At 71.2% G+C, this 21,340-nt stretch carries 22 protein-coding genes; 6 read left to right on the top strand and 16 right to left on the bottom strand.

Features of this window, described 5'->3' with window-relative positions; genetic code table 11:
* The 6 genes from gatC to ACIRP2_RS33165 all read right to left on the bottom strand — a co-directional run bounded on the left by gatC (position 1) and on the right by ACIRP2_RS33165 (position 7,808).
* Positions 1-297: an Asp-tRNA(Asn)/Glu-tRNA(Gln) amidotransferase subunit GatC gene (gene gatC, locus ACIRP2_RS33190; RefSeq protein WP_015036350.1), complete on the bottom strand. Its 297-nt coding sequence runs from the start codon at positions 295-297 to the stop codon at positions 1-3.
* Positions 298-598: 301 nt separating this feature from the next.
* Entirely contained in the window at positions 599-2,764 is a 2,166-nt protein-coding gene (locus ACIRP2_RS33185; RefSeq protein ID WP_404256880.1) for a putative bifunctional diguanylate cyclase/phosphodiesterase, read from the bottom strand.
* Positions 2,765-3,155: 391 nt separating this feature from the next.
* On the bottom strand, positions 3,156-5,348 hold the full coding sequence (gene ligA / locus ACIRP2_RS33180; protein WP_404256878.1) for an NAD-dependent DNA ligase LigA: 2,193 nt from the start codon (positions 5,346-5,348) through the stop codon (positions 3,156-3,158).
* 30 nt (positions 5,349-5,378) lie between these two features.
* On the bottom strand, positions 5,379-6,404 hold the full coding sequence (locus ACIRP2_RS33175) for a methionine synthase (protein ID WP_404256876.1): 1,026 nt from the start codon (positions 6,402-6,404) through the stop codon (positions 5,379-5,381).
* A gap of 147 nt (positions 6,405-6,551) precedes the next feature.
* The gene (locus ACIRP2_RS33170; protein ID WP_404256874.1) at positions 6,552-7,241 is read right to left on the bottom strand and encodes an SDR family oxidoreductase; all 690 of its coding nucleotides are present in this window, start codon (positions 7,239-7,241) and stop codon (positions 6,552-6,554) included.
* 27 nt (positions 7,242-7,268) lie between these two features.
* Entirely contained in the window at positions 7,269-7,808 is a 540-nt protein-coding gene (locus ACIRP2_RS33165; RefSeq protein WP_404256872.1) for a TIGR00730 family Rossman fold protein, read from the bottom strand.
* A 128-nt stretch (positions 7,809-7,936) separates the two neighbouring features.
* Here ACIRP2_RS33165 and ACIRP2_RS33160 point away from each other — a divergent pair, with 128 nt between their 5' ends.
* Together ACIRP2_RS33160 and ACIRP2_RS33155 are read left to right on the top strand one after the other, a co-directional pair.
* Positions 7,937-8,272 (top strand): DUF427 domain-containing protein, encoded by a 336-nt coding sequence (locus ACIRP2_RS33160; protein ID WP_404256870.1) that lies wholly within the window; start codon positions 7,937-7,939, stop codon positions 8,270-8,272.
* 95 nt (positions 8,273-8,367) lie between these two features.
* Positions 8,368-9,168, top strand: a complete 801-nt coding sequence (locus ACIRP2_RS33155; protein WP_404256868.1) for an alpha/beta fold hydrolase — start codon at positions 8,368-8,370, stop codon at positions 9,166-9,168.
* Positions 9,169-9,441: 273 nt separating this feature from the next.
* Here ACIRP2_RS33155 and mnmA read toward each other — a convergent pair whose 3' ends face one another.
* Positions 9,442-10,569 carry a tRNA 2-thiouridine(34) synthase MnmA gene (gene mnmA, locus ACIRP2_RS33150; RefSeq protein ID WP_404256866.1) on the bottom strand — a complete coding sequence of 376 codons (1,128 nt, stop codon included), beginning with the start codon at positions 10,567-10,569 and terminating at the stop codon, positions 9,442-9,444.
* Between the two features lie 61 nt (positions 10,570-10,630).
* On the opposite strand from mnmA, the gene ACIRP2_RS33145 reads away from it, so the two are divergent.
* Positions 10,631-11,323 (top strand): N-acetylmuramoyl-L-alanine amidase, encoded by a 693-nt coding sequence (locus tag ACIRP2_RS33145; protein ID WP_404256864.1) that lies wholly within the window; start codon positions 10,631-10,633, stop codon positions 11,321-11,323.
* A gap of 30 nt (positions 11,324-11,353) precedes the next feature.
* On the opposite strand, the gene ACIRP2_RS33140 is transcribed toward ACIRP2_RS33145, so the two are convergent.
* The 3 genes from ACIRP2_RS33140 to ACIRP2_RS33130 form a co-directional block, all read right to left on the bottom strand.
* Positions 11,354-12,523 (bottom strand): cysteine desulfurase family protein, encoded by a 1,170-nt coding sequence (locus tag ACIRP2_RS33140; protein WP_404256862.1) that lies wholly within the window; start codon positions 12,521-12,523, stop codon positions 11,354-11,356.
* Between the two features lie 234 nt (positions 12,524-12,757).
* On the bottom strand, positions 12,758-13,126 hold the full coding sequence (locus ACIRP2_RS33135) for a DUF4190 domain-containing protein (RefSeq protein WP_404256860.1): 369 nt from the start codon (positions 13,124-13,126) through the stop codon (positions 12,758-12,760).
* Between the two features lie 81 nt (positions 13,127-13,207).
* Complete coding sequence (locus tag ACIRP2_RS33130; protein WP_404256858.1) at positions 13,208-13,369, bottom strand: hypothetical protein; 162 nt, start codon at positions 13,367-13,369, stop codon at positions 13,208-13,210.
* A 116-nt stretch (positions 13,370-13,485) separates the two neighbouring features.
* On the opposite strand from ACIRP2_RS33130, the gene ACIRP2_RS33125 reads away from it, so the two are divergent.
* The 3 genes from ACIRP2_RS33125 to ACIRP2_RS33115 all read left to right on the top strand — a co-directional run bounded on the left by ACIRP2_RS33125 (position 13,486) and on the right by ACIRP2_RS33115 (position 14,967).
* Positions 13,486-14,112 carry a TetR family transcriptional regulator gene (locus tag ACIRP2_RS33125; RefSeq protein WP_404256856.1) on the top strand — a complete coding sequence of 209 codons (627 nt, stop codon included), beginning with the start codon at positions 13,486-13,488 and terminating at the stop codon, positions 14,110-14,112.
* Positions 14,113-14,239: 127 nt separating this feature from the next.
* Entirely contained in the window at positions 14,240-14,554 is a 315-nt protein-coding gene (locus ACIRP2_RS33120; RefSeq protein WP_404256854.1) for an ArsR/SmtB family transcription factor, read from the top strand.
* On the top strand, positions 14,551-14,967 hold the full coding sequence (locus ACIRP2_RS33115; protein ID WP_404256852.1) for an SRPBCC domain-containing protein: 417 nt from the start codon (positions 14,551-14,553) through the stop codon (positions 14,965-14,967). Before ACIRP2_RS33120 ends, ACIRP2_RS33115 begins: the two co-directional genes overlap by 4 nt.
* 85 nt (positions 14,968-15,052) lie before the next feature.
* Here the strand turns inward: ACIRP2_RS33115 and ACIRP2_RS33110 are convergent, their stop codons facing one another.
* From ACIRP2_RS33110 to ACIRP2_RS33085, 6 genes are all read right to left on the bottom strand, one after another.
* The gene (locus ACIRP2_RS33110; protein WP_404256850.1) at positions 15,053-16,048 is read right to left on the bottom strand and encodes a helix-turn-helix transcriptional regulator; all 996 of its coding nucleotides are present in this window, start codon (positions 16,046-16,048) and stop codon (positions 15,053-15,055) included.
* Between the two features lie 127 nt (positions 16,049-16,175).
* Positions 16,176-17,042, bottom strand: coding sequence for a thioesterase family protein (locus tag ACIRP2_RS33105; RefSeq protein WP_404256848.1), 867 nt, complete (start codon positions 17,040-17,042; stop codon positions 16,176-16,178).
* 100 nt (positions 17,043-17,142) lie between these two features.
* Positions 17,143-17,814, bottom strand: coding sequence for a trimeric intracellular cation channel family protein (locus ACIRP2_RS33100; protein ID WP_404256846.1), 672 nt, complete (start codon positions 17,812-17,814; stop codon positions 17,143-17,145).
* A gap of 18 nt (positions 17,815-17,832) precedes the next feature.
* Positions 17,833-19,083 (bottom strand): ABC transporter ATP-binding protein, encoded by a 1,251-nt coding sequence (locus ACIRP2_RS33095; protein ID WP_404257217.1) that lies wholly within the window; start codon positions 19,081-19,083, stop codon positions 17,833-17,835.
* Positions 19,084-19,118: 35 nt separating this feature from the next.
* On the bottom strand, positions 19,119-20,219 hold the full coding sequence (locus ACIRP2_RS33090; protein WP_404256844.1) for an ABC transporter ATP-binding protein: 1,101 nt from the start codon (positions 20,217-20,219) through the stop codon (positions 19,119-19,121).
* Entirely contained in the window at positions 20,216-21,217 is a 1,002-nt protein-coding gene (locus ACIRP2_RS33085) for an ABC transporter permease (protein ID WP_404257215.1), read from the bottom strand. The genes ACIRP2_RS33090 and ACIRP2_RS33085 overlap by 4 nt, the downstream gene beginning before the upstream one ends.
* Positions 21,218-21,340 lie beyond the last annotated feature (123 nt).

The raw sequence follows: 21,340 nt of genomic DNA, 5'->3' as shown, positions 1-21,340 counted from the left end.
TTAGTCCTCCCCCAGGATCTGCGGCACCTTGAAACGCTGCTGCTCCTGGGCCGGGGCGCCGGAGAGCGCCTGCTCGGGGGTGAGCGACGGACGGACCTCGTCCGCGCGCATGACATTGGTCAGCGGCAGCGGGTGGGAGGTCGGCGGTACGTCTTGGTCGGCGACCTCGGAGACGCGGGCGACCGCGCCGATGATGTCGTCGAGCTGACCGGCGAAGTGATCGAGCTCTTCGCCCTTCAGCTCCAGACGCGCCAGCCGGGCGAGGTGGGCGACCTCCTCGCGCGTGATGCCAGGCATGCAGCGATCCTCAGGGGTTGGTGTGTGGTTTTGGCCCAATCCTATGGTGTCGGCCGCGGCCGCTCCCGCCACCCGGGCGAACGCCCTGGTCGGACGCCGGATTCGGGTCCGCCCCGGGTCGGGTGGCACGACGGCCGCCGGACACCTCGGCACGCGTCCCCGGATCGCGCACCCCGTCCCCCCGCGCTCGCACGGTCGCCGCGCCGCAGCCGACGTGGGGTTCGACGCGGACCGGTGCCCCGCGCTCACGTCGCCGCGTCGCACCCGGCGAGTGGTTCCGTACCGGGCCGGCGCCCCGCGCTCACGTCGCCGCGGGCCTCGACTGGACCGCCCGCCCGGACGCCCGCTGCTCCAGTTCGGGCTTCGCGCCCGCGGCTGCCGCGGCGGCGGCCGCCGCGGCAGCCGCGGCCAGCTCCGCCGGCCGACGCCAGCCGTGCTCGCCCCGCGCCCGCAGCCAGGCCGTGGTCTCCTGCGGCGGCATGGCCGCGGCGACCAGCCACCCCTGCACCGCATCGCACCGCAGGTCCCGCAGCCGCTCCCAGGTCTCGTCGTCCTCGACCCCCTCCGCGACGACCAGCAGACCGAGCGAGTGGGCCAGGTCGATGGTGCAGCGGACGATCTCCGCGTCCTCGTTGTCCACGGCCAGACGGGCCACGAACGACCGGTCGATCTTCAGCTCGCTGACCGGCAGCCGGCGCAGATGGACCAGCGAGGAGTACCCCGTACCGAAGTCGTCGAGGGACATCTTCACGCCGTGCCCGGTCAGCCCGGCGAGGGTGTCGGCGGCGCGCTGCGGGTCCTCCAGCAGCACGTGCTCCGTTATTTCCAGCTGCAGTGCCCCGGCCGGGACGCCGTGCCTCGCGAGCCGGGCCGCCACACCGCCCGCGAATCCGGGAGTGTGCACGTCGCGAGGGGAGACGTTGACCGCGACCGGGACGAACAGTCCCTGCGCCCGCCACCGGGCGACCTGGGCCAGCGCCGTCTCCAGGACGTACTCCGTCAGGTGCGGCATCAGACCGGACGACTCCGCGATGGCGATGAACTCGTCCGGAGGGACCCGCCCGCGCTCCGGATGGACCCACCGGACCAGCGCTTCGAGGCCGGCCACCTGTCCGTCGAAGCGGACCTTCGGCTGGTAGTGGAGCTCCACCTCGCCGGCGTCCAGCGCGCGCCGCAGATCACCGAGCAGCCCGAGCCGGTCCGGGGTGTTGCTGTCCCGCTTCGACTCGTACACCTCGACACCCGTGCGGTCGCGCTTGGCCTGGTACATCGCCACGTCCGCCCGTCTGAGCAGCCCTTCGGCGTCCAGCGCGTGGTCCGGGTGGACCGCGACCCCGGCGCTGGCCTCCAGCACCAGCGTGAGGCCGTCGAGGTCCAGCGGGGAGGACAGTTCGGCGACGAGGTGGCGGGCGACCCGCTGGGCGCTGGTGGTGGAGTCCGCGGTCGGCAGGAGCACCGCGAATTCGTCACCGCCGAGCCGCGCGGCCTCCGCTCCCCGTGGGAGCGCGAGTCGCAGACGTTCCGCTATCTGCAGCAGCAGCCGGTCCCCCGCCAGATGCCCGAGGGTGTCGTTGACCGCACGGAACCGGTCGAGGTCGATCAGGACGAGAGCGGATCTGGCGCCGACCGACTCGGCGTCCTCCAGGGCCGTCCAGGTGCGCTCCAGCAGCCACTGCCGGTTGGGCAGTCCGGTCAGCGGGTCGCGCAACTGCTCCTCGGCCCGCGCGCGGGCTATCCAGAGGGTGGAGTCCAGGGCGATCAGGGGGACCGCGAAGAGCGGCAGGAGCACGGGCGTGGTCATCGCCACCACGCAGATCAGCGGTGCGATGCCGAGGAGTGCGACCGCGACGAGCCCCTGGCGCAGCAGCGCGGTGCGGGCGACGGTGGGCAGTCCGCCGCCCTGGGGCGCCCGTACGTACCAGAGCAGGACCCGGGTGACCAGAAGATAGGTGGAGGCGGCCAGGAGGACCTCGGGGACGGCGGCGATGCCCCAGTCGAGTGGCCGCCAGGGCGATTCGACGGTCTGGACGTCGCCGAACGCGGCGAGCACCAGGGCCGCCGCGCCTATCCCCAGGATGTCCACGGCGCCGTGCAGCAGCCCCTGCCACCAGCGGTGCCTGCGGGCCGCGCCGACGAGGACCACGACGACCAGGCTGACCAGACCGGCGGGCACCCAGCCGTAGAGGAGCAGCACGGCGAGAGTGAGGGCGGCCCCGGAACCGGTGCCGCCCCACCATCGGTCGCGTCCGAGCGCGACCAGATGACCGACGACGATTCCGGTGAGGACGGCCAGGGACCACCCGACCCTGCCGTCGGGAAAAAGCGCGCGCCCTTCGCTCACGGTCCGATAGAAACCGGTCGCGAGCTGAACAACAGCGATCACCACGACGACAGCACCCACTTTGGGCGTGAGGCCGACGAAACCTTGCAGCCGCGACACCGGTGCGGCGCTCTCGGTCGGTTTCATTCCGTCCCTCTCACAGCCGGCGGTGCCGATGTCGCCCGATGGTTCAGCTCCATGCCACCACGACCCGATTTCCCACCCCTGGGCCGGGCACGGCAGGTGCATCTCCCAACAGTAGGCCGCAGAAGGCTTCTACGGGCAGCGCTCTACAGCTCTTGCCCGAATGCGAACCAACCGTCCGTCAACATCTGCTATGCGCCGATCGGGTGACCCCGGCCCACCGGCGGCGACCTCTGTCCCGTCCGTCCCCCTACACCCCTTCTGTGCACCCTTGTTCACTGTTCGCCCATCGATCGATCCGATGCGAGGTTCTCCGACGGGGATCTATTCCCTTGTGTTAATTCTTCCGCGAAGATCCCGCCATATTCCGTCTGTTTTCGGTCAGGGATCTGTCCTATTCCGCAGGTTCCCCGACAGTCACGGCCGCGGCGCGCGCCGCGTCCGGCCCCTCCGCGAGCAGCACGGCGAAGCCGCCCTCGTCCAGCACGGGCACCTTCAGTTGCACCGCCTTGTCGTACTTCGAACCGGGGTTGTCACCGACGACCACGAAGGAGGTCTTCTTCGAGACCGATCCCGTCACCTTCGCCCCCCGGCTCTGGAGCGCGTCTTTCGCGCCGTCCCTGGTGTGTCCGGACAGCGTGCCGGTGACGACGACGGTGAGGCCTTCGAGCGGGCGCGGGCCCACGTCCTCCCCCGCCCCCTCGTCCTCCATCCGGACTCCGGCCTGACGCCACTTGCGCAGGATCTCCCGGTGCCAGTCCTCCGCGAACCACTGCTTCACGGAGGCGGCGATGATGGGACCGACCCCGTCCGCCTCGGCCAGTTCTTGCTCGGACGCCTCGTCGATCCGATCGATGGAGCGGAACTGACGGGCCAGTTCCTCGGCCGCGATCGGGCCCACGTGACGGATGGAGAGGCCCGTGAGAATCCGGGCCAGCGGGGCTTCCTTGGCCGCGGCCACGGCGTCGAGCATGGCGAGGGCGTTCTTCTTCGGCTCCCCCTGCTGGTTGGCGAAGACCCACGCGGTCTTCTCCTCGCCGGTCTTCGGGTCGCGTTTGGGCAACCCGCTGTCCTGGTCCAGGACATAGGCCCGGATCGGCAGCAACTGCTCGACGGTCAGACCGAAGAGATCGCCCTCGTCGCGCAGCGGCGGCTCGGCGGGCTCCAAGGGCTTCGTCAGGGCCGCTGCCGCGACATAGCCGAAGTGGTCGATGTCGAGGCTCTTACGGCCCGCGAGATAGGCGAGGCGCTCGCGCAACTGCGCGGGGCAGGAACGCGCGTTGGGGCAGCGGACGTCGATGTCGGCCTCCTTCATGGGCCGCAGCTCCGTGCCGCACTCGGGGCAGTGCGTCGGCATCACGAACGCCCGCTCGGTGCCGTCGCGCAGATCGACGACCGGGCCGAGGATCTCCGGGATCACGTCGCCGGCCTTGCGGAGCACCACCGTGTCCCCGATGAGGACACCCTTCGCCTTCACCACGTTCTGGTTGTGCAGGGTGGCGAACTCGACCTCGGAACCCGCCACCTCGACCGGCTCGACCTGCGCGTACGGCGTGACCCTCCCGGTGCGTCCGACGCCGACCCGGATGTTGACCAGCTTGGTGTTGACCTCCTCCGGCGGGTACTTCCACGCGATCGCCCAGCGCGGCGCGCGCGAGGTGGAGCCCAGTCGGCCCTGGAGCGGGATCTCGTCCAGCTTGACGACGACGCCGTCGATCTCGTGCTCCACGGAGTGCCGGTTCTCGCCGAAGTGCGCGATGAACTCCCGTACCTCGTCCAGGGAGGCCACCACCTTGTTGTGCCTGGCGGTGGGCAGACCCCACTCGTGGAGCAGCTCGTAGGCGTGCGAGAGGCAGTCGATGTCGAAGCCCTCACGGGCGCCGATGCCGTGCACCACCATGTGCAGCGGGCGGGTGGCGGTGACCTTCGGGTCCTTCTGGCGCAGCGAACCGGCCGCCGCGTTGCGCGGGTTGGCGAAGGGCTTGTCCTCGGCCTCGACCAGCCGGGCGTTGAGCTCCTCGAAGGCCTCCATCGGGAAGAAGACCTCGCCGCGGATCTCGACCAGTTCCGGCACACGCTCGCCCTTCAGCCGGTGCGGGATCTCGGCGATCGTGCGGACGTTGGGGGTGATGTCCTCTCCGGTGCGACCGTCGCCGCGGGTCGCCGCCCGGGTCAGCCGCCCGTGCTCGTAGGTGAGGTTGACCGCGAGACCGTCGACCTTCAGCTCGCACAGGAAGTGGTAGTCGGTGGTGCCGACGTCCTTGGCGATCCGTTCGCCCCAGGACGCCAACTCGACATCGCTGAAGGCGTTGTCCAGTGAGAGCATCCGCTCGCGGTGCTCGACGGAGGTGAACTGCGTCTGGTACGGCCCCGCGACCTTCTGCGTCGGCGAATCCGGCGTGCGCAGCTGCGGATATGCCTCCTCCAGGGCCTCCAGCTCACGCATCAGCCGGTCGAACTCGGCATCGCTCACGACCGGCTGGTCGTTCACGTAGTACCGGAAGCGGTGCTCCTCGATCTGCTCGGCCAGGAGCGCGTGCTGCTCCCGGGCCTGTGCGGGCACTGCCATCTGCTGTTCGCCGGCCATCGGCTCGTCCTCCCGTTACCCGTTGCCCCGTTACTCAGGGTTGTCTGCGAGCGATCTCGCGGCCCGGACGCAGTGGGCGAGCGCGGCGCGCGCGTACGCGGGCGAGGCACCCGCGAGCCCGCACGAAGGGGTGATCACCACGGACTCCGTCAGAGTCCCCGGATTCAGCCCCAGCCTGCGCCACAGCGTCCTGACACCCATGACGCTACCTCCCGGGTCGGACAATGAGCCCGAGGCCGGGTCGGTGCCCGGCACCACCCCGAGGAAGAGCTGGGTACCGCCCTCGACCGCTTCCCCGATCGCGTCCTCCTCACGCTCGGTGAGCAACGAGAAGTCGAAGGAGATGCCGTCGACCCCCGCCCGGCGCAAGAGCCCGAACGGCACCTCGGGCGCGCAGGTGTGTACGACCGTCGCCCCGTCCCCGCCGGCGGCCAGGACATCGCGCAGGGTGCCCTCCACGACCTGGCGGTCGACGGCCCGGTGGGTGCGGTACCCGCTCGCCGTCCTGATCCGTCCGCGCAGTACGGCGGTCAGTGACGGTTCGTCGAGCTGGAGGATCACCTCGGCGCCGGGCACCCTGCGCCGTACCTCGCGGAGGTGGTCGCGGAGCCCCTCGGCCAGTGATCCCGCCAGGTCCCGGCAGGCCCCGGGATCCCCGAGCGCGGCCTCGCCGCCCCGTCGTTCCAGGGCGGCGGCCAGGGTCCAGGGCCCGACGGCCTGGACCTTGAGCGGCCCCTCGTAGCCCTGGGTGAACTCCTCCAGCGCGTCGAGGTCCTCGCCGAGCCAGGACCTCGCCCGGCGGGTGTCGCGTCCGGGCCGGTCGCTGATCCGCCAGCCGCTGGGCTCGACATGCCCGTACAGGTCGACGAGGAGCCCGACGGTCCGCCCGATCATGTCCGCACCGGGCCCGCGGGCCGGCAGTTCCGCCAGATGCGGCAGGCCCTCGCCGTCCCCGAAGGACCCGGTGACGGTCTTCGCCGCCTCCCGTGCGTCTCCCCCGGGCATGGAACCGATTCCGGTGGCCGGGCACCCGCTGAACTTGCTCTTCTCGTTCACGTGGGAAGCCTACGGTCCGAGCGCACGCGCCCGTCGCGGGGCGGCCCCCGTCCCGGGCGAGGGCAGCCGGCCCCCACGAGTTGGCGGGCCTCCCGGGGACGGCATCCAGCGCGACGCCCTCAAAACGGCCCCGCCGGGGCCGAGGGCTCAGCGCCCGGGGCGCACCGTGAGGTCGTTGACCTCCGCGTCGCGCGGGAGGTCGATGGCCATCAGGACGGTCGTGGCGATCGACTCCGGGTCGATCCAGCGGGAGGCGTCGTACTCCTTGCCCTCCTGCTGGTGGACCTTGGCCTGCATGGGGCCGGCGGTGCGCCCCGGGTAGACGGAGGTCACCCGGACGCCGTTGGCGTGCTCCTCCTGGCGCAGCGAGTCGGCGAGCGCCTTCAGGCCGTGCTTGCTCGCGGCGTACGCGCTCCACTCGGCGTGCGCGGCGAGGCCGGCACCCGAGTTCACGAAGAGCACATGCCCCTGGGCGACGCGCAGCTGTGGCAGGAAGAGCCTGGTCAGCTCGGCGGGTGCGACCAGGTTGGTGTTGAGCTGGAAGTGCCACGCCTTGGTCGTGAGGTCACCGACCGCGCCGAGCTCGACGACGCCCGCGACGTGCAACAGCGAGTCGACCCGCTCCGGCATCGCCTGCTGGGCGAACGCCCAGGAGAGCCGGTCCGGGTTGGCGAGGTCACCCACGAGCGTACGGGCGCCGGGGTGGAGCGCGGCCAGCTCCTTCGCACGGCCGGCGTCGCGGGCCAACAGCACGGTCTCGTCGCCGCGTTCCATCAGACGACGGGTGACGGCTGCGCCGATGCCTGAGCCGGCGCCGGTGATGACATGAGTGGACATCCCGCCATGATCTCACCCGTCATCGCGTCACCGCAGGCCGGACCACTCCTCCAGGTAGGCCAGGGCGCCCACGCCGTCCTTCGCGAAGAACACCAGGTCGGTCAGCGGGAGGGGCAGGAAGCCCTCGTCCTCCATCCGCTGGAACTGCTGGCGGAGCCCGTCGTAGAAGCCCGCCGTGTTGAGCAGGACGACCGGCTTGTCGTGCTTGCCGTGCTTCTTCAGCTCCAGGATCTCGGTCGCCTCGTCGAGCGTCCCGGTACCGCCCACCATGATCACGACTGCGTCCGCCTTCTCCAGGAGCAGCGCCTTGCGCTCGGCGAGATCGCGCGCGATCACCATCTCGTCGGCGTTGGTGCGCGCCTTCGCGGCCAGGAAATCGACCGAGACCCCGACCAGCCGTCCGCCCGCTTCCTGGACCCCGTCGGCGACGACCTTCATCAGGCCGCTCTCCGACCCGCCCCAGACCAGTGTGTGTCCGCCCCGGCCGAGCAGTTCGGCGAATTCGCGGGCGGGCTGGGTGTAGCGGTCGTCGAGGTCGGCGGCGGAGAGGAAGACACAGATATTCATGCAGCAACCGTAAAGGCCGCCGCCGACAGTCCCGGCGGACGGGGGGAGAACAGGCCTTCGGGGAAGGAAACCGCCGGGAAAGAAAGCCGCCGGGGAAGAAATCGGCGCGCGGCACCGCTGAAGCCGGCATGACTGCCACAGCAGGACACCACATCACGGTCGAACCCGGCACCGAGCATGTACGTGTGGTGCGCGACGGGCAGGTGCTCGCCGAGAGCCGGCGCCCGCTCGTACTGCGCGAGACGGGTTGTCCGGCCCGCTACTACCTGCCGCCCGAGGACGTCCGCACGGAACTGCTGACGTCCTCGGACACCCACACCCACTGCCCGTTCAAGGGTGATGCCTCCTACTGGTCGCTGCCGGACGCGGCCGATCTCGTCTGGGCCTACCCCGATCCGAAGCCCGAAGTCTTCGCGATCAAGGACCACTTCTGCTTCTACGACACCGAGATCGTCGAAGAATGACCGTCGACCACGCTTCGGACCCGGATGAGGGAGAAGTCTCAAAAAAACCTCGGCGACAGCGATGAGTTCTCGCGGGCGCCGCAGTCCACTCCCTCATGGACAAGACTCTCTCCCGCGACGGCACCTCGATCGCGTATCGGCGCCGGGGTGAAGGGCCACCGGTGATCCTGGTCGGCGGGGCCCTGAGCACAGCCGCGACCGAGGCTCCCCTGGCACGGCTCCTCGCGCCGCGCCTCGGCGTCATCACGTACGACAGACGCGGCCGCGGCTCCAGCGGCGACAGCGGGCCGTACCGGGTGGAGCGCGAGATCGAGGACCTGGCCGCGCTCGTCGCGGCGGCCGGCGGTCGGGCCTCGCTGTTCGGCACGGGGGCCGGCGGGGCACTGGCCCTGGAGGCACAGGCCGCCGGGCTCCCCGTCGACCTGCTGGCGGTGTACGAGCCGCCCTACACCCCCGGCGCCTCGGGAGAGCGGTTCAAGGCCTGCTGCACGGCCCGGCTGCACCGGCTGCTGACCGCCGGGGACCGCGCCGGGGCCGTGGAACTCTTCCTGTCCGTGACGGGCGTCCCGGCCGACATGATCGCCCGGATGCGGCGCGCGCCGCTGTGGCGGGACCTGATGTCGATGGCGCACACACTCGCGTACGACGACGCGCTGCTCGGCGACGGCGCGATCCCGGCCGATCGGTTCGCGTCCGTCACGGCGCACACCCTGGTGGTGTGCGGCGGCTTCAGCCCCACCCGGGCGCTGCTGTCGTCCCGCGCCCTCGCGGACGCCCTCCCGCGCGCCCGCCACCGCACCCTGACGGGCCAGACACGCGAGTTGGCGCCCCAGGCGATCGCCCCCGTCCTGACCGAGTTCTTCACCCGCGACATGTACGCGCGCCAGGCGTCCTGAGCCCACAATCCACCCCGCTCGGCCACGCCCGTACAGGGGTCGGACGTGACCGCGCGGGGCGTCCCCGTTCCTGCGGGCCGTCGGCCGGGGACACGGATCGTCGCTGCTCGGCCACGCTGCGCGGGCAGTAGCGTCAGCCGGTGGGAACCAACAGGGGATCAAGAGATCCAGTGGGCCTGCAACGGCGCGCAGGACGAGAAATGGACCAGGATCCCGCGCTGATCCGCCGGCGGTCCCGGTCCCGGCGGTCGGCCGGGGCCGGGGCGGGGCCCGTCAGCCGGCCGCCGCGGTCTCCCGCCGCACCGTCGTCGCGATCGTCGCCGAGCCGACCACGCGGGTGCCGTCGTAGAGCACGACCGCCTGGCCGGGGGCCACGCCGCGTACCGGCTCGGTGAAGGTGACGTTCAGGGTGCCGTCGACGAGTTCGGCCGTGACCTCGGTCTCGCCACCGTGGGCGCGGAGCTGGGCGGTGTAGGTGCCGGGGCCGACCGGGGCGTCGCCGCACCAGCGGGGCCTGATGGCGGTGAGCGCGGTGACGTCGAGGGACTCGACCGGGCCGACCGTCACGGTGTTGTTCACCGGGGAGATGTCCAGGACGTAGCGCGGCTTGCCGTCCGGGGCGGGGTGGCCGATGCGCAGCCCCTTGCGCTGGCCGATGGTGAAGCCGAAGGCGCCCTCGTGGGTGCCGACCTTCGTACCGGACTCGTCGACGATGTCGCCCTCGGCGGTGCCGAGCCTGCTTGCCAGGAAGCCCTGGGTGTCGCCGTCGGCGATGAAGCAGATGTCGTGGCTGTCGGGCTTCTTGGCGACGGCGAGGCCCCGGCGTTCGGCCTCCGCGCGGATCTCGTCCTTGGTGGTGAGGGTGTCGCCGAGCGGGAACATCGCGTGGGCGAGCTGCTTCTCGTCCAGGACACCGAGGACGTACGACTGGTCCTTGGCCATGTCGGAGGCACGGTGCAGTTCGCGGCCGCCGTCCTCGCGCAGTACGACCGTGGCGTAGTGGCCGGTGCACACGGCGTCGAAGCCCAGAGCGAGGGCCTTGTCGAGCAGCGCGGCGAACTTGATCTTCTCGTTGCAGCGCAGACACGGGTTGGGGGTGCGCCCCGCCTCGTACTCGGCGATGAAGTCGTCCACGACGTCCTCGCGGAAGCGTTCCGCCAGGTCCCAGACGTAGAACGGGATACCGATGACATCCGCGGCGCGGCGCGCGTCGCGGGAGTCCTCGATCGTGCAACAGCCGCGCGCCCCGGTACGGAAGGACTGCGGGTTCGCGGAGAGGGCGAGGTGCACACCGGTCACGTCGTGACCCGCCTCTGCGGCGCGGGCCGCGGCGACGGCGGAGTCGACACCGCCGGACATGGCGGCGAGCACACGGAGGGGGCGCTGGGAAGTCTCAGTCATAGCTCCACCAGAGTACGGGGCTCCGGGAACCGAACGCTCGCGGATATGCGTTGTGGATCACATGGGGACCAAGGGGACATCGGGCGCCGACCGGTCCGGGCGGGCGGGGGCGCGGCACGGCGTCAGCCGGCGCGGGCTGCTGATCGGCGCCGCCGTCACGGCCGTGGGCACGGCTGCGCTGGCGCGGGAGAAGCTGGAGCACGCCTGGTGGCGGCTGCCCGGAGTGGACAAGCCCCGGACGCCCGGCGAGGTGGACTACGCGCGGGCCGAATGGATATCGGCGTCCCCGGCGAACTGGCGGCGGGCCGACCGTCCCGCGGACTATCCGGTCGACCGGATAGTCGTCCATGTCACCCAGGGCGGCTACCGGGGCGCGGTGAGGGCCTTCCAGGACCCGGGGCACGGGGCGGCGGCGCACTACCTGGTGCGCAAGGACGGCCATGTGACGCAGATGATCCGTGAGCTCGATGTGGCGTTCCACGCGGGGAACAGGTCGTACAACGAACGCAGCGTCGGCATCGAGCACGAGGGCTTCGTGGACCGTCCGCAGGACTTCACGGCGGCGATGTACGGGGCGTCGGCGCGGCTGGCGGCGGCGATATGCGAGCGGTACGGGATGCCGGTGGACCGCGAGCACATCATCGGGCACGTGGAAGTGCCGGGCACGGATCACACCGATCCGGGGAAGCACTGGGACTGGGACCGCTATCTGAAGCTGGTCCGGGCGGCACGTCCGAAACCGTCCGGCACCTGAGGAGGGTGCGGCCGGGGAACGGGCCCGGTCTCAGCTGAGTCCCGCCGTCCGTGCCCGCTCCACCGCCGGTCCGATCGCGCGGGCCACCTCGTCGACGTCCTGCTTGGTGGACGTGTGGCCGAGCGAGAAGCGCAGGGTGCCCCGGGCCAGGTCCGGGTCGCTGCCGGTGGCCAGCAGGACATGGCTCGGCTGCGCGATTCCGGCGGTGCACGCGGAGCCGGTGGAGCATTCGATGCCCTGGGCGTCCAGCAGCAGGAGCAGGGAGTCGCCCTCGCAGCCGGGGAAGCTGAAGTGGGCGTTGGCGGGGAGTCGACCGCCCGGGGCCGGGTCGCCGCCGAGGACGGCGTCCGGCACGGCCGCCAGCACGGCCGCGACCAGATCGTCGCGAAGGCCGCCGATCTCCCGGGCGAAGTCCTCGCGTCCGTCGGCGGCCAGACGCCCCGCGAGGGCGAAGGCGGCGATGGCGGGCACGTCGAGCGTGCCGGAGCGGACGTGCCGTTCCTGGCCACCGCCGTGGAGCACGGGTACGGGGGTGTACGCGCGGCCGAGCAGCAGCGCGCCGATGCCGAACGGTCCGCCGATCTTGTGCGCGCTGACCGTCATCGCGGCCAGCCCGGACCGGGCGAAGTCGACTTCCAGCTGCCCGAACGCCTGGACCGCGTCGGCATGCATCGGCACGTCGAACTCACGGGCCACGGAGGCCAGTTCACGTACCGGCATGAGGGTGCCGATCTCGTTGTTGGCCCACATCACCGTGACCATCGCGACGTCGTCGGGGTTGCGGCGGATCGCCTCGCGCAGTACGTCGGGGTGGACGCGTCCATGCTGATCGACGGGGAGGTATTCGACGTTCGCGCCCTCGTGTTCGGCGAGCCAGTCCACGGCGTCCAGCACCGCGTGGTGCTCGACCGGGCTGGCCAGCACCCGGGTGCGACGGGGGTCGGCGGCGCGGCGGGCCCAGTACAGGCCCTTCACCGCGAGGTTGTCGGCCTCGGTGCCGCCGGAGGTGAAGACCACCTCGCTGGGGCGTGCGCCGAGGGCGTCGGCGAGGGTCTCTCTCGACTCCTCGACGGTACGGCGGGCCCGGCGCCCGGCGGCGTGCAGTGAGGACGCGTTACCGGTGACGGCGAGCTGGGCGGTCATCGCCGCGATCGCCTCCGGAAGCATCGGCGTGGTCGCGGCGTGGTCGAGGTAGGCCATGGTGGGCTCGATTCTACGAGCCCTCGGTGGGGCGTATGCCGGGCGCATCGCAGCCCGGTGCCCGCGCACCGGGCAGGGCACTCGATCGCCCGCCCCGATCCGGAGCCCGATCCGGTCAGGGACGGCGTCGACGGAGGCCGTCGGTGCGGGCCGTCGGTGCTGGTCGCCCGGTGCGGGCCGCGGTCGCGGCCGCGCGTCCGCGCCGTACGTGTCGGCCGTTCCGGTCGGCCCCGGTCAGCCGGCGAAGTTCCAGGAGACGGTTCCGTTGCCGGTGACCAGCAACGCCAGCACCACGAGGTCGGCGATGCCGAGGGCGAGCCCGAGGAAGGCACGACCCCGCCGGGAGGTGGAACGGGCGAGGGCGACGGCCGCCATGACGATGGCCGCCGGGCCGAGCAGGATGTTCATCACCAGCAGGCCGACGAGACCGAGCACGAAGGAGGCGACGGCCAGCCCGTCGGCGTCCCGGGCACGCTCCGTGCACCCGTCGGGCGGGGTCCCGGTACCGACCTCGGCGCCGGTGCTGACGCCGATGCCGGTGTCGGTATCGGTGCCGTCGGCGGGCTTCTTGGCGGGGCGGCGGACGGATGCGGTGAGTGTCATGGTGCGAGCTCCTTCAATCGGTGATCGGACGATCGGCGATCGGCAGCCGGACGGGAGTGCGGAGGCGATACGGACGGGCGGTCACCGGGATCCGCGCTGCGCGCCCCGCCACTCCCGTACGGCGAAGATCAGCAGCCAGCAGCCGATCATGGCGGCGAGCGCGAAGGTGAGCGGGAGCGGAATCTGGACCACCGCTCCGAGTACGACTCCGAGCAGAAGCAGGGCGGCGACGAGAACGACCATGTTCAGCCTTTCTGCGGGCTCTCCACGAGCATTTGAGAGTACGACTGTTCACTGACTGCTCAGTCTAGACCGCGCTCCCCTTTCCCGCTCCGGAGAACAGTTGTTTACTGAATGGCATGAGTCACACCGTCGGCATCCGCCGGACCCAGAAGCTGAGGACCCGCCAGGCACTCCTGGACGCCGCTCTCGGACTCCTGGAGCACCAGAGCCTCAGCAGCCTGGGGCTGCGCGAGGTGACCCGGGCCGCGGGACTCACGCCCACCGCCTTCTACCGGCACTTCGACGACACCGCCCGACTCGGCGTGGCACTCGTCGAGGAGACCCTGGGCAGCCTGCACGGGATGATCGGCGCGACACTCACCGAGACCGGCGACAGCGAGGAGCGGCTGGAGCGCAGCGTGGAGCTGATCACACGTCATGTACGTGAACAGCCGGCCCACTTCCGCTTCATCGCCCGCGAGCAGCACGGCGGCGTGGGCCCCGTCCGCGAGGCCATAGCGGCCCAACTGCGAGGCTTCGCCGAGGAGGTGGCCGCGGCACTCGCCGAGGAGCCGCAGTCCCGGGGCTGGAGCGACGAGGACCTGCTGATGCTGGGCGGCCTGTACGTCGACCACATGGTGCTCACGGCCTCGGCCCTGCTGGACGCGGGGCCGGGCGGCGAGCAGCGGGTGGCGGAGGTGGCCCGCCGCCGGCTGAGACTCGTCACGCTCGGCCGGCTGCACTGGCTGGACGACGCGACCTGAGGTCCTTCGGCTCATCACCCGCGCCGACGAGGATCCCGCCGCGACACCCGGCAGGTCACGAGCCGAGCCCGCATGGACGCGTCGGAAATATTTGACGCGTCGGATTTTCCCGACGCATAGTGGCGTCATGCCTACCGACGTGTTCAGCGTGCTGGCCAGCCCGGTGCGTCGCAGACTGCTCGAAAGCCTGCGTGCGGGGCCCCGCTCCACCGGCGAGCTGGCCGGGATGTTCGAGCTCGGGAGGCCCGCGGTCTCCGAGCACCTGGCGGTGCTCCGTACCGCCGGGCTGGTACGCGAGGAGCAGCGTGGCCGACACCGCTTCCACCACCTCGAACCGGCCCGGCTGGCCGAGGTGAGCGAGTGGCTGCATCCGTTCGAGCACTACTGGAAGCAGCGCCTGGAGGCGCTGTCCGATCTCCTGGACGAGGACAACGAGACATGACCCGGAGCGACACGATCATCTGCGAGAAGTTCCTGCCCCACCCTCCGGCAGCGGTGTGGAAGGCCCTGACCGACCCCGCCCTCCACGCCCGTTGGTGGGCCGCCGGCGACGTCGCGCCCGTCGTCGGGCACCGATTCACCCTCGACATGGGCGGCTTCGGCAGCCGGCCCTGCGAGGTGACCGAGGTGGACGAGCAGCGTCTGCTGGCCTACCGGTTCGCCGAGGGCACACTCGACACCACCATCACCTGGGAGCTGCGGCCGGAAGGCGGGGGCACCCGTCTCGTCCTGACTCACGCGGGCTTCGACCTGGACTCCCCGATGGGCCGGCAGGCGTACGACGGCATGGGCGAGGGCTGGCCCCATGTGCTCGGCCGCCTCGACACCGTCCTGGGCGAGGTCGCCCGGCCCTGAACGGCGGGCCTGCGTACGGGGACCTCGACCGGCCGACCGATCACCCCTGGGCCGCGCCTCACCGCCACCCGCATCGGCGTCCCGGTCATGGCGTCGGCCCCGAAGCCCCACCGGTTTCTCCGTACAGCGCCACGACCGCCGCCGCGTGACGGGCGAGCACGGTCCGCGCCTCCGGCGGGGAGAGCACTTCGAGGTTCGGGCCGAAGGAGAGCAGGGAGCGGGCCCACTCCACCGAGTCGACGGCCAACTCGGCCCGCGCCCACTCCCCCTCCTCCCCTTCCCCCTCCGGCCGCGGCTCCCCGATCAGCGCCCCGGCGTGCAGGCGTACGAACAGATCGAGCCGGGAACGGTGCACGCGCACCCGCAGCCGTACGCCCCCGGGCCGCTCCTCGACCTGCTTGCGCAGCGTGTCCCACAGTTCCGCGAGCTCCACCCCGGACCGACGCACGACCGCGTCGTCGGTGAGGGCGGCCCGTCGCACCCGGTCCGCCCTGAAGAGCTGCGGCACCCCGTCGCGGTCCGCGACCAGGTACCAGACACCCGCCTTCACGACGAGGCCGTACGGATCCACGGTGTAGACGCGCGGGGTCCGCGTACCGCTGTGCCGGTAGTCCAGCCGCAGCCGTCGGTCGGCGAACACGGCTTCGTGCAGTTCTGCGACGTCCACGACCGGGCGCGGGCCGCTCATCCAGCGCACCGGATCGACCAGGATGCGTCTGCTGGTCAGTTCGGCGGCGGGCCGGTGAGGTGCGGGCAGGGCGGCCATCACCTTGCGCAGCGCGGATCCGAGCGCGGCGTCGAGACCGAGCGCGGCATGGGCGCCCTGCGCGGCGAGGACGAAGAGGGCGCGCGCCTCGTCGGCGGTGAGCCCGGTGACGTCCGTACGGAACCCCGGCAGCAGCGCGATGCCGCCGTGCCGCCCCCGCTCGGCGTAGACGGGGACACCGGCGATCGAGAGCGCCTCGATGTCGCGGTAGATGGTGCGCACGGAGACTTCGAGGCGCTCGGCGAGCTCACCGGCGGGCACGCGGCCACGGGTCTGGAGCAGGAGGAGGATCGAGAGCAGCCGGTCGGATTTCACGCCACCAGCTTCCCCCGCGGCTCCGCTCGCCCGCGCCCGTACGGCCAGGGTCTGCCGCCCGGATCACGCCGGGCTCGCAGGCCCGGCGCCGCACCCCACCGATCCGGGCCGGTCCGGACGAGAGGACCTACGCGCGGGGCGCCCGCGCCAGTTGGCGGGACTGGGCCACCAGCCGGTCCGCGCTGTCCCAGACGTCCGCGTCCTCCTCCAGGTATCCGCCCGCCAGGTTGCGGGTGGTGATGGAGACGCGCAGCGGGCCGGGGGCGGGGCGGCAGCGGATGTGGGCGGTGAGTTCGACGGTCGGCGTCCAGCCCTTGAGGCCCAGCTCGAACGAGGTGGGGGGCAGTGCGTCGACGGTCAGCAGCAGCGAGAGCGGGTCGGCGTCGCGGCCGTCCGCGAGACCGAACCAGCCGCGCATCTCACCCTTGCCGGAGGGGGCGCCGACGGCCCAGCCGACCGTCGCCGGGTCGAGCTTGATGTCGAGCCGCTCGGTGATGGCGGAGCTGCCGGGGATCGGGGCCGGCCCGTCGGCCGGGCCGAGGCAGTGCTCCAGCGGCGGAATGGCCGGCGGCTTCGCCGAGGTGCGCACCTCGTCGGACAGCGCGCCCAGATCGCCGTAGGTGGCGATCACCCGGATGCGCTCGACCTCGGTGCCGTCCTGCGCGTACTGGAAGAGGGAGGCCTGGCCGGTGGAGAGGGTGCGGCCGGTGCGGACCGTCTGGGTGCGGATCACCGCGGGGCCCGGGACGGAGGCGGTGAGGTAGTGCGCGGAGACCGAGAAGGGGTCCGGGTGCGGCAGGGCCTCGCCCAGCGCGCGGCCGAGCATGGCGAGCAGGTAGCCGCCGTTGACCGCGTGGATGATCGTCCATCCGGCGGAGAGCTCGGCGTCGTAGACGCCTTCTTCTCGGAGGGTGACGGCGGTGTCGCGGTCGAACTCGCTGTCGCCGATGGTCGCCTGCGCGGTCCGCGCGGCCTGCTCTGCTGCGTGTGCCATGCGAGGCACCGTACACCGATATTATTACTGAGCGGTAGCTTTTTTGTGGCCGGAAGATGTCGGCGGCACACGCGTCGTCGACCGGCCCGCGAGAGTCGTGTCAGGTGGCCGCGGGGCCCTCCTCGGCCGTCGCCGACCGCCGGTTGTAGGCACGCGGGGCCCGCCAGTGGAAGCGCATCGCGAGCAGCCGCAGCAGGAACGCCAGGATCACCGCGGTGCCGCTGGTGAAGGCGTTGAGCACGCCGAAGCGGATGCACAGCACGATCATCGTGGCGCCGACGATCGCGGGCACCGCGTACAGGTCGCGGTCCCAGCGCAGCAGCGAGGGCACCTCGTTGGCCAGCACGTCGCGCAGCACACCGCCGCCGACCGCGGTGGCCAGCCCCAGGGCCGCCGACGCGGTGAGGCCGAGACCGTAGGCGTACGCCTTGACCGTGCCCGTGACGCAGAACAGCCCGAGGCCGGCCGCGTCGAAGACATTGACGCCGACCTGGATCCGTTCGACGTGCGGATGCATGAAGAACACCAGGCCGGCGGCGAGGAGAGGGGTGGTGAAGTAGCCGAGGTCCGTGAAGGCCGCGGGCGGGACCGCACCGATGACGATGTCACGGAACAGCCCTCCGCCCAGCGCGGTCACCTCGGCGAGCACCGCGATGCCGAAGACATCGAAGTTCTTGCGTACGGCGAGCAGTGCGCCGGAGATCGCGAAGACGAAGATCCCGGCGATGTCGAGCGCGTGCTGGACGGAGGGTGTGAACAGTTCATTGAGCACCGGGCAATTGTGCCGGTACTACTCCTTCGGGCCGCCCTCCGACGTATCGGACGATCCGGTGCCGCCGTCCGGGGCGGCTTCCTCGGCCTCCTCGGCCTCCTCGGCCTCGGACTTCCGCACCGCGGCGGACTCCGGCTCCTCCGCCGTGGCCGACTCCGGCCGCCCCGTCGTGACGATCTCGATGGCCTCGCGCGCCGCCGCCGTCACCGTCTCGCCGGGCACCTGGTCGGGCGCGTTCTCCGGGTGGTGGCAGGCCACCTGATGTCCGGTCTTCAGCGCGACCAACGGCGGCTCCTGCGTCTTGCAGACCTCCGTGGCCTTCCAGCACCGGGTGTGGAAGCGACAGCCGCTGGGCGGCGAGATCGGCGACGGCACGTCGCCCTTCAGCAGGATGCGCTCGCTCTTGGCGGAACGGCGCTTCGGGTCCGGAATCGGAACCGCCGAGAGCAGCGCCTTGGTGTACGGGTGCATCGGCGCCTTGTAGAGCGACTCGCGGTCGGCCAGCTCCACGATCTTGCCGAGGTACATCACCGCGATCCGGTCCGAGACGTGCCGGACGACCGACAGGTCATGGGCGATGATCACGTACGTGAGACCCAGCTCGGTCTGGAGGTCGTCGAGCAGGTTCACCACCTGGGCCTGGATGGAGACGTCCAGCGCCGACACCGGCTCGTCCGCCACGACCAGCTTGGGGTTGAGCGCGAGCGCGCGGGCGATCCCGATGCGCTGGCGCTGGCCGCCGGAGAACTCGTGCGGATAGCGGTTGTAGTGCTCGGGGTTGAGGCCCACGACCTCCAGCAGCCGCTGCACCTCCTTCTTGACGCCGCCCTCGGGCGTGACGCCCTGCAGCTTGAAGGGGGCCCCCACGATCGTGCCGATCGTGTGCCGGGGGTTCAGCGAGGAGTACGGGTCCTGGAAGATCATCTGCATGTCGCGGCGCATCGGGCGCATGGCACCGACGCCGAGGTGCGTGATGTCCCTCCCCTCGAACTCGATCTTCCCCGCGGTGGGTTCGAGCAGCCGGGTGATCAGCCGGCCCATCGTCGACTTTCCGCAGCCGGACTCCCCGACCACGCCCAGGGTCTCGCCCGAGCGCACCTCGAAGTCGATCCCGTCGACGGCCTTCACGGCACCGGCGTTGCGCTGCAGCATCCCCTTCTTGAGGGGGAAGTGCTTCTGCAGCCCGGTCACCTTGAGCAGCACCTCGCGGGAGGCGGCGTCCTCGGCCGGCGCGCCGCTCCCGGCAGACCTCTGCGCCGGAACGTCCACGCCCTTGTCCTCGCTCGTCACGGCCTTGTCCTCGCTCACAGCTTGGGCGCAATCTCTTCGGTCCAGATACGCTCCCGCTGCTCCTGCGACATGTGGCAGGCCGCCCAGTGCCGGCTGCCGACCTCCTGCAGCTCGGGCCGAACGGTGCGGGTCACGTCGTCCTTGGGCACATCCGCGTACGGACAGCGCGGGTTGAAGGCGCAGCCCGAGGGGATGTTGATGAGCGACGGCGGGGACCCCTTGACCGGGATGAGCCGGTCGGTCTGGTCGCGGTCGAGGCGCGGCATCGAGCCCAGCAGACCCCAGGTGTAGGGGTGCCGGGGCTCGTAGAACACCTTCTCGGCCGGTCCGCGCTCCACGCAGCGCCCGCCGTACATCACCAGGAGGTCGTCGGCGAGCTCGGCCACGACGCCCAGGTCGTGGGTGATGATGATGACCGCGGAGCCGAACTCCTTCTGCAGATCCCTGATCAGGTCGAGGATCTGCGCCTGGACGGTCACGTCCAGCGCGGTCGTCGGTTCGTCGGCGATCAGCAGCTCGGGGTTGTTGACCAGCGACATGGCGATCATCGCGCGCTGGCGCATCCCGCCGGAGAACTCGTGCGGGTAGCTGTCGACACGTTTGTCGGGCTGCGGGATGCCGACCCGGTCGAGCATCTCGATCGCACGCTTGCGGGCGGTCTTCTTGTCCACGTCGTGGTGGACCCGGTACGCCTCCACGATCTGCTTGCCGATCGTGTAGTACGGGTGCAGCGCGGAGAGCGGGTCCTGGAAGATCATCGCCATGTCCCGGCCGCGCAGCTTGCGCACCTCGTCCGGGTCCGCGGACAGCAGTTCCTTGCCGTCCAGCCAGATCTCGCCGGAGACCTGCGCCTTGCGCTTTCCGTACTGACCCGCGGTGTGCAGGCCCATGATGCCCAGCGACGTGACGGACTTGCCGGAGCCGGACTCGCCGACGATGCCGAGGGTCTTGCCCTTCTCCAGCTGGAAGTTGAGTCCGTCGACGGACTTGACCAGGCCGTCGTCGGTCGGGAAGTGCACCTTGAGGTCGCGCACTTCGAGGAAGGCGGTGGGAGCGGGCGAGCCGGCCGGGGCGGGTTCGCCCAGCGCGGCACCACTCTTGTGCAGTTCGGTCATCCCAGCCTCACTCGCGGGTCGATGACGGCGTACAGAATGTCGACGACGAGGTTGGCGACGGCGATCGCGAGAGCCGCGAACAGGGTGACGCCGAGAATCACCGGCAGGTCCTTGTTGCTGATGGCCTGGACCGCCGCGAGCCCGAGCCCCGGCAGGTTGAACGTGGACTCGGTGAGGACGGCGCCACCGAGGAGCACGCCGATGTCGAGGCCGAAGACGGTGAGGATCGGGGTCATCGCCGAACGCAGGGCGTGCCGGGTGATGACGGTGCCCTCGCCCAGACCCTTGGCGCGGGCGGTACGGATGTAGTCCTCGCCGAGCACTTCGAGCATGGTGGCTCTGGTGAGCCGGGCATACATCGCGGCGTTCAGGAAGGCGAGCACGATCCACGGCAGGACCAGTGTCTGGAACCAGGTGCCGATGCCGTCGTCCGTGGAGAGGTTGTCGGCGATGTGCACCCAGCCGAGGTTGTGCACGAACAGGCCCATCGCGACCATACCGGTGAAGAAGATCGGCAGGGAGACGCCGCCGAGGGCGGTGGTCATCGCGGCACGGTCCCAGATGCTGCCGCGCTTGAGCGCGGACACGACACCGGTGGCGACCCCGCCGAGGAGCCACAGGACGCAGGCGCCGGCGGCGAGCGCGCCGGTGACGGGCAGGGCGTCCTTGAGGGTGGTCCAGACCGGTACCTCGGTGCGGAAGGAGTATCCGAAGCAGGGTGCGGCGCAGTGGGTGACGTCGTCACCGTTGGCGTAGTCGCGCCCCAGCGGGATGCCCTTGACGAAGTCCCAGAACTGGACGAGAAGGGGGTCGTCGAGACCCAGTTTGACCCGGATGCCCGCGAGCTGCTCGGCACCGGAAGCCTTGCCGGCGAAGAGGACTGCGACGTCCTGACCCGCCCACTTGGGCAGCATGAAGAAGATGGTGAAGGTCGCGAGCAGTACGACGAGCACCATGATGACTACGGCGAACAGGCGCCGGATGAGATAAGCAAGCACTGTGCGCGGCCCGGCGGTGGCCGGGAACCCCTTGTGGGGGCTCCTGGCCACCGCCCCGGCCATCACCTGCCCTTCGGACTGGCGGGTTTCGGCGGCGGTGGAGCAGTCAACGGGGTCGACTGC

It is taken from the genome of Streptomyces sp. NPDC101194 (assembly GCF_044767885.1).
Taxonomy (GTDB): domain Bacteria; phylum Actinomycetota; class Actinomycetes; order Streptomycetales; family Streptomycetaceae; genus Streptomyces.
This window is presented reverse-complemented; position numbering and strand designations above follow the sequence as displayed.

Bases quoted from the DNA above. Each gene is read 5' to 3' on its own strand.
- ACIRP2_RS33115 (WP_404256852.1), top strand. From the start codon at position 14,551: ATGACCCGGAGCGACACGATCATCTGCGAGAAGTTCCTGCCCCACCCT.
- ACIRP2_RS33120 (WP_404256854.1), top strand. From the start codon at position 14,240: ATGCCTACCGACGTGTTCAGCGTGCTGGCCAGCCCGGTGCGTCGCAGA.
- mnmA (WP_404256866.1), bottom strand. From the start codon at position 10,569: ATGACTGAGACTTCCCAGCGCCCCCTCCGTGTGCTCGCCGCCATGTCC.
- ACIRP2_RS33170 (WP_404256874.1), bottom strand. From the start codon at position 7,241: ATGTCCACTCATGTCATCACCGGCGCCGGCTCAGGCATCGGCGCAGCC.
- ACIRP2_RS33165 (WP_404256872.1), bottom strand. From the start codon at position 7,808: ATGAATATCTGTGTCTTCCTCTCCGCCGCCGACCTCGACGACCGCTAC.
- gatC (WP_015036350.1), bottom strand. From the start codon at position 297: ATGCCTGGCATCACGCGCGAGGAGGTCGCCCACCTCGCCCGGCTGGCG.
- ACIRP2_RS33155 (WP_404256868.1), top strand. From the start codon at position 8,368: ATGGACAAGACTCTCTCCCGCGACGGCACCTCGATCGCGTATCGGCGC.
- ACIRP2_RS33105 (WP_404256848.1), bottom strand. From the start codon at position 17,042: ATGGCACACGCAGCAGAGCAGGCCGCGCGGACCGCGCAGGCGACCATC.
- ACIRP2_RS33090 (WP_404256844.1), bottom strand. From the start codon at position 20,219: ATGACCGAACTGCACAAGAGTGGTGCCGCGCTGGGCGAACCCGCCCCG.
- ACIRP2_RS33125 (WP_404256856.1), top strand. From the start codon at position 13,486: ATGAGTCACACCGTCGGCATCCGCCGGACCCAGAAGCTGAGGACCCGC.
- ACIRP2_RS33185 (WP_404256880.1), bottom strand. From the start codon at position 2,764: ATGAAACCGACCGAGAGCGCCGCACCGGTGTCGCGGCTGCAAGGTTTC.
- ACIRP2_RS33130 (WP_404256858.1), bottom strand. From the start codon at position 13,369: ATGGTCGTTCTCGTCGCCGCCCTGCTTCTGCTCGGAGTCGTACTCGGA.
- ligA (WP_404256878.1), bottom strand. From the start codon at position 5,348: ATGGCCGGCGAACAGCAGATGGCAGTGCCCGCACAGGCCCGGGAGCAG.
- ACIRP2_RS33140 (WP_404256862.1), bottom strand. From the start codon at position 12,523: ATGGCCTACCTCGACCACGCCGCGACCACGCCGATGCTTCCGGAGGCG.
- ACIRP2_RS33145 (WP_404256864.1), top strand. From the start codon at position 10,631: ATGGGGACCAAGGGGACATCGGGCGCCGACCGGTCCGGGCGGGCGGGG.
- ACIRP2_RS33135 (WP_404256860.1), bottom strand. From the start codon at position 13,126: ATGACACTCACCGCATCCGTCCGCCGCCCCGCCAAGAAGCCCGCCGAC.
- ACIRP2_RS33160 (WP_404256870.1), top strand. From the start codon at position 7,937: ATGACTGCCACAGCAGGACACCACATCACGGTCGAACCCGGCACCGAG.